Raw genomic sequence first — 11,569 nt, 5'->3', positions numbered from 1 at the left:
CGCCTTGATTTCGGTTTTTGAAGGAATTTGCATATGACAAGCTAAAAAGGACAGCAAGAGTTTGCTTGTCCCATGAATCGATTGTGTTCGCTGGTACGACTGGCAGCGACCGCCTTTGAAAAAAATGTCATTTATGGACAGACACGAGCTAACTCAGTGCCTTTTTTTAAACTAAAAACTTTTGGTAACTATTCAGCGTAAAAATAATTTTTCTCTTGACACATTTTTGTGTTGAATTCCGAAAAATTTGCAACACCAAACATACGAGCTATTTGGGCTGCAATAAGCTATAGAATCGTTCTTTTTGATTCGATTTATCTCGCCTTAATAGCCGACCGTGTCCAAAAAATTAAAATGCAGCACAGAGTCATATAGAGACAAAAAATCTGATTTTCAAAAGTATGTTATAATAGCTGAAAAGAAAGGAATTCAGCTAATCTCTCTACGAAAATCAGATGACCATTGATAATATCAACATAGCCGATACCCTAAAAGGTGTCGAAGACCTTCTTAAACAGGAAAAGGATTTATCTCCTGCTTCCAGGGCTATGTTTGAACTTTTGGTCCTTGTCATCACGCTGCTTGTTAATCGATTAATTAGGCCTTAATAGCAAAAATAGTAGTAAGCCGCCCTCCAGTGACCCGAATCGCAAGAAAACGACCAAAAAGAACAAGGACAATAAAATAGGTGGTCAAGAGGGACACCAAGGGAAAACGCTCCAAAAAATCGATAATCCTGACATAACCCAGTTTATCAAGCTGGATCGTAGAAAATTTCCACGAGGGAAGTATAAAGAAGTTGGCTATGAGTCACGGCAGGTTTTTGATATCGACATCCCCAGGATTGTAACCGAATATCAAGCGCAAATCCTTGAAAATGGAAACGGTAAACGGTTTACTGCCCCTTTCCCTGATGACGTCAACAAAGTGGTGCAATATGGAAAGAACATCAAGGCTCATTCTGTCTATTTGTCTCAGTTTCAGTTAATTCCATACAACCGGGTACAGGATTATTTTCAAGACCAGTTGCAGATCCCTATTAGCACGGGAACCCTATTCAACTTCAACAAAGAAGCATACGGCTTGCTCGAAGATTTTGAACAAAAAAAGGCGACATCTATCCTGACATAGTGGGCTCATGAAACAGACGATTCAGCTGTTTAAAGCTGTGCATGTCATTGACTCTTGAAACTCCGTTGAATTTCTGAATCAGATGAAAAACATCTTCAGCCAGCTGGTTAAGCGTATGGGCTGATTTAGTCGGCTTGACCATGGCAAAAACAGATTCTTTGTTTTTACCCAAGTAATGTCCTGTTAAACTTTTATCAAGTTGGTCGAAGTGGGCGCGGTGATGTCTTTTCAAATTGTTGAGAAATTTGCGTATGCTTTCTGCGAAGAGTCTGATTCTGCCTAAATGGCGCATGTTGGACTTGATATGAACAGAATCAATACGCTGTTTCTTCAGATCTACACGAAAAATCTTTTGTAAAGTGGCAAGTGTCTTATCGAAAATTTCATCATATATCCCGTCTGTGGACAGCATGTCATGCATAGTCCAAAGTGTTTTTTAAGTTGACATAGGATGCAGTATCCTCGGGATTGGTGATGTTCAGGGTATAATGCCACTTTATGTTGAAACAGAATTGCTCAACTGCTTGCTCGTCGGTCAAGTCGTGCATTTGTTGCAGGATCATAAGTCCCATCATAGAATAAAGCTCTTTTGTAGGACGACCCTGCCAATCATCATAATGCCTACGTAAAGACTCAACCGGCAACTCAGGCAATATTTTTTGTTGAAAAAGACCGGCCCATGATAAATCCAAGGCCTCACGTCTTTTCGGCCCGAGGTAGCTCCAGGGATCGAAAATGTGGTAGTGTTTGTGGTTTTTCGCATGAAACATATTAATCCTCTCGTTTGCCTGAAATTTCATGCGAATTATAACATTGGCCTACTTTTAAGATAAAAGAAAAATAAGTTTTTATTGCGTAATATTAGCAATTTGCTGTTTTATTATTTTCTGCGAGGCCTTAACCTTGATCTATCAAAAGTTTTAGAGTCCGGAAATTTCGTAAAGTGGCTTTATTGATCTGTAAGATTATTTTTCCTTCGTGCATTTCGTAGCTTTTGCTTTTAAAGCATAACTGACCATCCGGCACCTAACTCTGTAGCCCTTGTTTGAAAGAGTTATTTTTCTTGTTTCAGAGTAATAGGTTTACCTATTTTTAGGAAAATTGTATGAACATTCCTGATGATGATTGCAGTTACGTCGGGAGTGTCAACGATGGTGCTGTCCTGAGTAGAGTGTCTTTGGTCTCGTTTGGGAAGTTCATGATATATAGGAAGGGGAACACCGCTTTTTTGCGTATTTTCCTTTCCAAAGTTCTTAAACAATAAATGGAGGAGAGAGTATGAGGAAAATTGGTTTACTGTTCGTTTCTGTTGTAGTGATGTTGGCTTTAACAACAGCAGCATATGCTGAGAAAACACTGCGAATTAGTTTGCAGTTACCGTTAAAACATCATCTTGGGCAAAATTTATTGGATTTTAAACAAGAGGTGGAGAAAGCAAGTAACGGTTCCTTGAAAATCGAAATCTATCCATCTGCGCAATTATACAAAGATAAAGAAGTGCCGCAGGCAGTAGCTTCCGGCGCAATCGAGATGGGGGTTGCATCACTTACCAGATTTGCAGGTACTATTCCTGCCGTAGATATTTTTTATGTTCCATTTATGTTTGATAGCCCTGAAAAAGTGCAAAAAGCAACCGCTGCCGGGTCTAACATCAGAAAAGCACTTGATGATGCTATTTTGGGCACAGGTACCCGTGTACTTTGGTGGCAGGCATACGGTAGCTCAATTATCCTTTCTAAAAAGAATGTGATAAAAACTCCTGCCGATATGAAGGGCAAGAAGGTTCGTGTCTTTGGGAAAACCCTCGGCGATACAGTTACTACCGTTGGTGGCGCTCCTACCATGATGTCTGGTTCAAAACAGTTTCTTGCCTATCAGCGCGGGACTGTTGATGCGGGGATGACAGGTATTACCGCAGTGAAATCCAGAAAACTGTATGAAGTTATGGATTACATGACGCTTACCTATGATGCTGATATTGAGTTTATCGTTATTATCAATGAAAAGGTCTGGCAAGGGCTCACTGATCAAGAACGAGCTGTTATCAGCAAAGCTGGTTTGCGTGTAGAAAAAGAGCTTCGTGATAAAATGGGTACCATTGAACAGGAATGTCTGGATTTCGTACAGGATAAAATCGAAGTAGTTGACTTAAAAGACGCAGAAAGAGCTGAGTGGCGTGCAGCGACCAAGCCTGTTGTTGAGAGATTTGAACAAAGAGCTGGAGAGCTTGGTAAGCAGATAGTGGCTGAAGCACAACAGTTATAAGATTTTGAAAGAAACGATCCGGGTTGTAACGGCCCGGATCATTTTGATGGTGACGTGGTGATAAAGATAATTGATACAATAACAAAGGTTGCTGCTTCCTTCTCAGCGTGGATGCTGTTTGTGATTGGAGTTATGGTCACTTTTGAAGTCGTTATGAGAAAAGTGTTTAACTCACCAACCATCTGGGTTGATGAGACCGCCAGATTCTGTCTGGTGTGGGCAATATATCTTGCAAGTGCCCATATTCTAAAAAGCAGAGAGTTGATAACCGTTGAGTTATTCACAGGCTCGTTATCACCGGCAAAACTGAAAATATTGGAATTTTTTGCTCTTACCATCATTGCTATCTTTTCTGCGGTAGCCACGTATTATGGTGCCGAGGTCGTTCTCGAGTCCATTGATATGGGGCGAAAAACTTCCTCCATGCTTGGCGTGCCGAAATGGATTACTGAAAGTGCCGTGCCGGTTGGGTTCGGTCTTCTCTTGGCCCAGGCAGTTGTTGAAATGATCAAGCTTGCCAAAGGCGGTGAAGTTACCGCTAGCGCTGAACATAAAATTTAAGAGGAAGTAGTAATGACTTCGATACTTATACTTGCATCACTGGTCATATTGCTTCTTTTGCGAGTGCCGGTGGCTTTTACTTTAGGGGGCTTGGGATTGCTGCTGCTTGTGATGAAGGGCTTCACTCTTTCCATGGTTCCTTTGTCGCTTTTTAGCAGTATGGATAGCTTTATTCTTCTTGCTGTACCCCTTTTTCTTTTGATGTCCAATGTTTTGCTCAAAGGTGGAGTTGGGACAGATCTGTTCAGGGCTGTGCAAAGCTGGGTTGGTCATTGGCCGGGTGGGCTTGGTGTGGCCACAATTATAAGCTGCGCTCTTTTTTCTGCAATTTCAGGATCTTCAATTGCTACAGCCGCAACCATTGGAACCGTAGCCATCACTGAAATGACAGAGAGGGGGTATCACAAACCATTTGTGCTTGGTTTGATGGCTGCTGGTGGAACGTTAGGCATTCTCATTCCTCCTTCGATCCCAATGATTGTGTATGGGGTGATCACCGAAGAATCAATTGTTGGCCTCTTTTTAGCGGGAATCGGGCCGGGGATATTTTTAGCATTTTGTTTTATCCTCTTTTGTTTTGTCTACGCCAAGTTTGGCAAAGGGTATCAACCCGTTGCAAAAGCGACATGGAAAGAACGAAAAGATGCTACATTGCTGGCTTTTCCAACTGTATTACTGGCTGCGATAGTGGTCGGTGGTATTTATGCCGGCTGGTTTACTCCTACCGAATCTGCTGGAATTGGTTTTGCCGTTGCCCTTCTTATTGTTTATGTAATGGGACGAATGAACTGGACCAAATTGAAGGAAGCTGTTCGCACTTCAATGGTAACCACAGTGACCATCTTTCTGATTATTGCCGGAGCAAAACTCTTTGGTAAAGCCATCACGCTCTATCAGATCCCGCAGGAGATTTCATCTGCCATTGCGATGAACATCGCACAACCCGGATTTTTTGTGCTGATTGTCTGTGCTGTTTTGTTGGTGATGGGGTTCTTTTTAGAATCACTCTCCATGTTACTGATTATGATGCCGGTGCTATATCCATCGTTAGAGCCGTTGATGATTGATCCAATCTGGTTTGGGGTTTTGTTTGTCGTTATGATTGAGTGTGCTCTTATCACGCCACCTGTTGGTCTCAATCTCTTTGTAATCCAGGCTGTGGCCAGGGTTCCGCTGGGAGAGGTGATAAAGGGTGTTTGGCCGTTTATTCTTATCTTGCTGGGCACCGTGGTGTTGCTTTGGTTTTTTCCTGGACTGGCAACGTATATTCCGTACAACCTTTAATTGTAGATGATTATGACTTCTCCAGCTCAACAATTACGAGAACTGCTCACCACGGATCAGTGCCACATTATGCCCTGTTGTTATGATGGGTTAACTGCGAAAATGATTGAGCAGGCGGGCTTTGCGCTTACCTTTATGTCTGGATTTTCAGTTGCTGCTGCTCGCCTAGGCTTGCCGGATACTGGGCTCATTTCTTATGGAGAAATGCTTGATCAGGGCAAAAATATCTGTAGTGCAGTATCCATCCCCGTTATAGGCGATGGAGATACCGGATATGGTAATGCCATGAATGTGTACCGCACCGTAAAGGGCTATGCTCAAGTGGGATTTGCCTCGGTGATGATTGAAGATCAGGTGTCGCCCAAACGTTGTGGGCACACCAAGGGAAAGCTTGTTGTTGAGCAAGGTGAAGCTTTTGAAAGGGTTGCTGCAGCGGTTGATGCGAGAAATGAGGGGCAAGATATTCTTATTATGTCGCGAACCGATGCACGGGCTGTCCATGGTCTGGATGAGGCAATAGTACGGGGGCAAAAATATGCTGAACTGGGAGCTGATATTATTTTTATTGAAGCTCCGGAAAGCGTTGATGAGATGAAGACCATCTGCAAGGAGGTTCCCGGCGTTCAAATGGCTAATATTATTGATGGTGGAAAAACACCGGTTTTATCACCTGAAGAGTTGCATGCAATAGGGTTTAAAATTGCTGCTTATCCATTAACGCTGATTTCTGCTGCCATGCAGGCCATTGAGCAATCCTTGCAAGCTCTGCAAAAGGGCACGCAGCCATCGGCAATAATGGCTTTTGATAAGGTCAGAAAAATCGTCGGGTTTGATGATTATTATAAGGAAGAAGAGCGTTATTCAACCTCGCGTCGCTAATGTGCCGGCCGTTAACCTCCGTCCCGAACTACTACTTTTTAAATAATGTCTTTACAAAACAGCGCTACACCCGGAGAGGCGGCCTGTCTTGTCGCATACTCCGGCAACTCCCTTTGTTTGAAGCCAAGCTGCATGTAGAGCGAGTGCAGCCTGGGATTGTTGGTAAGTGAAATAATTCGTTTAAATCCCTTCTTTTTTGCCTCATCCTCAAAGGCGGTAACCGTAAACACGCCTACACGCTGATTCCGAAACCGGGTAGATATTGCTAAAGCGCCGAGTTCAACTGTGCTGGGATCAATTTCTATTTGCTCCACACAGCCAACAGCAATCCCATCTATCATTGTAAGGCGGAAACGTTGTCTGTGTTCAAAGAGATACTGTTTGTTTCGTGGTTTCAGAAATCCTTTTTTTGCATAGAGTCCCAGGATACCAACTAACATCTCCACGTCGTTATCGGTGACTGCAGGGATAAACTTTTCCTCGAAGTTGTTGGCAATCAGGGTGCCGGTGCCTTCCACGGTGAACAGTTCATGCTTGATCGTGTTTTTACGCGCAGGAAGGATGTGGACACGATTGTACGCACCATCAATGATGCGGCTGCATATCTGTTTCAGAACGCCTGCTATGTTGATATTGGTGTAAATTTCGTCATTTTGTTGCAGCGTTGCCTGGGTTGTGAGTGTGTTAATCCGGTGTCCTTTTCGGTCGCAAAGGTATTTTCGTTCCAGAAAAATAAGCTTGAAAACAGACTGTTCTCTGTCCAGGACATGGGTATAAAAGTCCACTTCCGGTGTAACTCGTTTAATGGTTGTTTCAGGAAGACGATCGGCAAGTAAACGGAAATGTTTTTGATTGGCAAACCGATTGGCCATGTTGTGGTAGAGCGTTGTTCGGATACCATGCCGAACAAGAAACTTAATATCCGCCACAATGTGGGGAAAATTATCCCGCAAGATACCTTCCCGGCAGGCAATACAGATATGTTTGCCTGTTAAGGCTTGGTGATATTCATCGAGATATAATCGTGGCATTGCTATCTTCCATTCAATCAGTGCTGGTACTAGCCCAGATGTTTCATGAATATTTTGGTATTTTTGAAAAAAAGAATTAACTTTGAAACCATACAATAAAAGTAAATCAGATATCAAAGGGGTAACTGCACTCACAGGTACCCCATGGAGTCTCCCTTCGGTCATTTATCTCTTCGGACGATTATTCATTCCCTCGTAGGCAGGCTCCTAGGGTTACTTTTTCCGTCTGGTGCATTTATTGGGTTGTTTGCTTGCCAATTTCCTTGGCTATATCGTTTGGTGAGCCTGTTTTACGAGCGATTACGCTATAGGCAACCGGTACGATGAGCATGGTGAAAAATGTTGCGACCGAGACTCCGGCAAGTATAACGACACCTATCGTAATACGTGTTTCTGCTCCGGCCCCACTGGCCAATACGAGTGGCAAGGCTCCGGCCACCGTTGTTAGACCTGTCATCACAATTGGTCGAAAACGTTTATCCGCTGCTTCCATGATAGCACTATCGAAACGCATGCCCTCATCGCGAAGCTGATTAGCAAACTCTACAATCAAAATACCATTCTTTGCCGCCAGGCCAACGAGCATAATGAGTCCGATTTGCGAATAAATATTCATTGAACCGCCTGTAAGCCATAAGCCAAAAAGTCCCCCTACCATGGCAAGTGGAACGGTCAGCATGATTACCAGGGGATGTATCCAGCTCTCAAACTGTGCCGCCAGCACGAGGAACACAACAGACAGCCCCAGCAGGAAAACAAATATCATGGAGTTACCGGAACGTATAAAATCTCTGCTTTGCCCTTTATAGTCAATGATGGCTTCAGATGGCAGGTATTCACGCACAATCTTTTCAAGGTGGTCCAGAGCTTCGCCTAGTGCATAACCGTCAGCCAGGTTGGCTTCCAGGGTAATGGAGCGGATACGATTATAGCGGGAAAGCGTCTGGGCAGCGCCATACTCCTTGATTTCAACAATATTGGAAATTGGCACCAGTTGGTCTGTTCTATCTGAACGGACATATATATTATTCACATCACTAAAGGACTTTTGTTGCTCACGCTCTCCTTCCACGATGACATCATATTCTTCGCCATCACTCAAAAACGTCGTGACATTTTTGCCTCCCATCATAGTCTCAAGAGTAGTCCCTATTTCTGAGACAGTTACACCAAGATCGGCAGTACGTTCGTAATCGACAACAAAGTCAATCTGCGGGCGTGTCTCTTTATAATCGCTTTCCAATCCTATTATACCCGGGTTATCCTCGTTTACTTTTTGGATAATGATATCCCGCCAATTAGCCAGGGTTTCATAAGTAGGACCACTGAGAACAAACTGAACAGGTTTTCCGGTTCCCCCTCCTAATCCCTGACGCATTATTGGAAATGCACGGACTCCCGGCAGGTCTGACATATTTTGCCTGATTTCTGCCATAATTTCAAAAGCGGACCTGCGTTTGCTCCAATCATTGAGAATCGCAATCACAAACCCTCCATTGAAATTTTCGATTGTACCAAATCCCCTGGGAGCTCGAATGAGCACACGATTGATTTCACCAGCCTCAACATATTTCATCATGCGTTGTTCGATCTCATTCATATACTCTTCCATGTAGGCAAAACTTGCACCTTCAGGCCCTGTCACTGCTATAAAGAAGGCTCCCCGATCTTCTTTTGGGACAAATTCTGATGGGATTTGCCTGTACATGCCATATAAAGAGCCAATGACAATCAGGAACGCGGTTAGAGTAATCAGCGGCGCCCGCATGGCTCTTGTTAAAACTGAGAAATAAAGGGCCTTGGAGGAACGAACTGCACCATCGACTATTCTCACGATTATATTTGATTTCTTTTCCTCTTCCTTCAATAACTTTGAGGCAAGCATTGGACAAAGTGACAGCGCGACAAAGGAAGAAAAACCCACAGCAGCTGCTATTGTTAAGGCAAATTCCGTAAAAAGCCTTCCCAGATCACCCTCTAGAAATGTTATAGGAATGAACACTGCCATCAGCACCAGTGTCGTTGAAATGACGGCAAAACCAACCTGACGTGCACCATTATACGCAGCCATAAGCGGGGACTCGCCATATTCCTGCATCCGGCGTACAATATTTTCCAGCATCACAATCGCGTCATCAACGACCATGCCAATGGCAAGAACAAGTGCCAGCAAGGTCAGTAGATTCACCGAGAAGCCAAGGACATACATGATGATAAAAGTGGCAATGAGGGAAACCGGCACCGTAACGGCTGGGATTAACATTGCACGTATTTTTCCCAAAAACAGATAAATGACGAGAACTACACAACCAACCGCGATAAAAAGACTGGTAAAGACTTCCCTGATTGAGGACTCAATGAACACTGCAGAGTTGTAACTCTGGTAGATGTGCATACCATCGGGTAGATTTTTGTTCACCTTTTCGGTCAGAGCGATTACTGCATTGGCCACATCAATTGTATTGGCCGTGGACTGTTTAATAACACCAATTCCAACCATGGGAACTTCGTTGCCGCGAAAGATGTTACGATCTTCAACAACGCCAAGTTCAACCCGGGCAACATCTGCCAAACGGATGAGATAGCCGTCTTCTCCTTCACCGATAACCAGGCGATTAAAAGCGGCTGGAGTTTTAAAGCTGCGGTCAACACGTGCCTTGAACAGGCGTTGATCTGATTCCAGTGACCCCGCAGGTAGTTCAACATTCTCGGATCGTAGTGCGCGCTCTATATCGGAGACACTCAAATTACGGGCTGCGAGTTCCTGGCGGTCCAGCCAGACACGTATCGCATAATTTAATCCACCGCCTACCCTCACACGAGCAACGCCATCAAGTGTGGAATACTGATCGACGAGGTAACGCTCAGCATAATCTGTCAGGTCCGGCACGCTCATCGCGTCACCGGCAAGATTCTGCCAGATAATAACATCATCGTTGCTGTCCACCTTCTGTACTTCCGCGGGTTCCGCCTCATCAGGTAGATTGTCGGCAATCCCGGAGATACGATCTCTTACATCGTTGGCAGCTGCGTCGATATCGCGATCAATGGAGAATTCGATGGTGACGTTGGACTCACCGTCTTCAGAAGAAGATTCGATAAACTCGATCCCTTCAATACCCGCGATCCGTTCTTCGATAATTTCTGTGACACGGGTTTCAACAATATTGGCAGGGGCCCCCGGATACTCTACCTCCACGGTTACCACAGGTGGATCAATGTCAGGATACTCCCGCAGTGACAGTCTGATATAAGAAACAATCCCAAAGGTAATCAGAAGCAATGAAAGTACGCTGGCAAAAACAGGGCGCTTAACGGAGATGTCAGACAAAAGCATACTTATTCTCCGTTGAACTTTTGCTGTAGCATCTCATCCAGCGTGGGATTATCATTATCAAGTGCCCTTACAACAACTCTGTCTCCATCCTGCAATCGCAGGGTTCCATGGGTAACGATCCGGTCCCCCTCTTTTATGCCGCTGAGCACTTCAACCATTCCTTTTTTTCTCGTCCCCAGCTTCACAGCAACAAAGGATACTTTTTTATCGTTTCCTTCCTTGGATAGAGTAAAAACATAGTTTTTATTTCCTTCCGGAACGAGGGCTTCTTCAGGGATCACGATCGCTTTTCTCGGATTTTTTTGCAGTACCACGCGCATCAACATTCCAGGCAGCAATTTGTGTTCACTGTTTTCAAGGATCGCTCTCACTGTAATAGCCCGTGATACTGTGTCTACACGGCTATCAATAGATTCCACAACTCCTGCAAACACTCGACCGGGAAACGCCTTGGCTGTAGCGGTAATTTTACCTCCTTCTTCAATGGAAGGCAGGTAGCGTTCCGGTACGGAGAAATCAAGTTTTAACTTACTGTCATCGTCTATAGTCGTAATGAGCGTACCGGGTTGTGCCATAACACCAACACTGATATTCCGTAATCCTAATTTCCCATCAAAAGGGGCAACTATATGCCTCTCCTTCATTTGCGAGATAATAGCTGCTATTCGGGATTGCGCAGTCTGCATCTCAAGCTGGGCTTCATCCATGGTTGATTGGGACGCAGCCCCCCTTGTAATAAGTGGCCGGAGTCGTTCGACCTGGCGCTTCGCCTCATTGACAATAGATTTTTCCTCAGCAAGGAGGGCCTCTTCTTCAGCTGATTCCATTTCAACGAGAACATCGCCTTTTCGTACCCTTTGGCCGCTTTCAAAATTAATGACTGTTATCCGTTCTGTTACCGAAGACATCAGGTCAACTTTTTCGTTGGCCTGTAATGTTCCTAGAGCTTCAATTTCATCAACCAGATGTTGTGCCACCACATCTTGTACAAATACGGGGACAGCGGCCTTTTGTTTTGCTAGAGCAGGAAATGCAATGAGAAGTAACGCGATACAGACTATGGCTTGTATTTTCATTAGAA

General features: G+C 44.3%; 9 protein-coding genes and 1 pseudogene. 5 read left to right on the top strand and 5 right to left on the bottom strand.

What is annotated here, in order from left to right; translation table 11 throughout:
• Positions 1–455: 455 nt before the first annotated feature.
• Positions 456–1,101 (top strand): annotated as a pseudogene (locus tag JWH17_RS24900) (DUF6444 domain-containing protein); the annotation flags it as partial.
• A gap of 16 nt (positions 1,102–1,117) precedes the next feature.
• Here the strand turns inward: JWH17_RS24900 and JWH17_RS20460 are convergent.
• The gene (locus JWH17_RS20460; protein WP_205224552.1) at positions 1,118–1,543 is read right to left on the bottom strand and encodes a hypothetical protein; all 426 of its coding nucleotides are present in this window, start codon (positions 1,541–1,543) and stop codon (positions 1,118–1,120) included.
• Between the two features lies 1 nt (position 1,544).
• Positions 1,545–1,901, bottom strand: a complete 357-nt coding sequence (locus JWH17_RS20455; RefSeq protein ID WP_205224551.1) for a transposase — start codon at positions 1,899–1,901, stop codon at positions 1,545–1,547.
• Between the two features lie 508 nt (positions 1,902–2,409).
• Here JWH17_RS20455 and JWH17_RS20450 point away from each other — a divergent pair.
• From JWH17_RS20450 to JWH17_RS20435, 4 genes are read left to right on the top strand one after another with little or no spacing between them, the layout of a single operon-like run.
• Positions 2,410–3,396: a TRAP transporter substrate-binding protein gene (locus JWH17_RS20450; RefSeq protein WP_205224550.1), complete on the top strand. Its 987-nt coding sequence runs from the start codon at positions 2,410–2,412 to the stop codon at positions 3,394–3,396.
• A gap of 57 nt (positions 3,397–3,453) precedes the next feature.
• Positions 3,454–3,957, top strand: a complete 504-nt coding sequence (locus tag JWH17_RS20445; protein WP_205224549.1) for a TRAP transporter small permease — start codon at positions 3,454–3,456, stop codon at positions 3,955–3,957.
• 12 nt (positions 3,958–3,969) lie between these two features.
• Positions 3,970–5,241, top strand: a complete 1,272-nt coding sequence (locus JWH17_RS20440) for a TRAP transporter large permease (RefSeq protein ID WP_205224548.1) — start codon at positions 3,970–3,972, stop codon at positions 5,239–5,241.
• A gap of 12 nt (positions 5,242–5,253) precedes the next feature.
• Positions 5,254–6,120 (top strand): isocitrate lyase/PEP mutase family protein, encoded by an 867-nt coding sequence (locus JWH17_RS20435; RefSeq protein ID WP_205224547.1) that lies wholly within the window; start codon positions 5,254–5,256, stop codon positions 6,118–6,120.
• A gap of 38 nt (positions 6,121–6,158) precedes the next feature.
• Here JWH17_RS20435 and JWH17_RS20430 read toward each other — a convergent pair whose 3' ends face one another.
• From JWH17_RS20430 to JWH17_RS20420, 3 genes are all read right to left on the bottom strand, one after another.
• Positions 6,159–7,151 carry a GNAT family N-acetyltransferase gene (locus JWH17_RS20430; RefSeq protein WP_205224546.1) on the bottom strand — a complete coding sequence of 331 codons (993 nt, stop codon included), beginning with the start codon at positions 7,149–7,151 and terminating at the stop codon, positions 6,159–6,161.
• Between the two features lie 235 nt (positions 7,152–7,386).
• Positions 7,387–10,488, bottom strand: coding sequence for an efflux RND transporter permease subunit (locus tag JWH17_RS20425; RefSeq protein ID WP_205224545.1), 3,102 nt, complete (start codon positions 10,486–10,488; stop codon positions 7,387–7,389).
• Between the two features lie 2 nt (positions 10,489–10,490).
• A complete protein-coding gene (locus tag JWH17_RS20420) occupies positions 10,491–11,564 on the bottom strand; it encodes an efflux RND transporter periplasmic adaptor subunit (protein WP_205224544.1) in 1,074 nt (357 codons plus the stop codon).
• Between the last annotated feature and the right edge of the window lie 5 nt (positions 11,565–11,569).

It is taken from the genome of Desulfogranum marinum (genome assembly GCF_016918565.1).
Lineage (GTDB): Bacteria > Desulfobacterota > Desulfobulbia > Desulfobulbales > Desulfobulbaceae > Desulfogranum > Desulfogranum marinum.
This window is presented reverse-complemented; position numbering and strand designations above follow the sequence as displayed.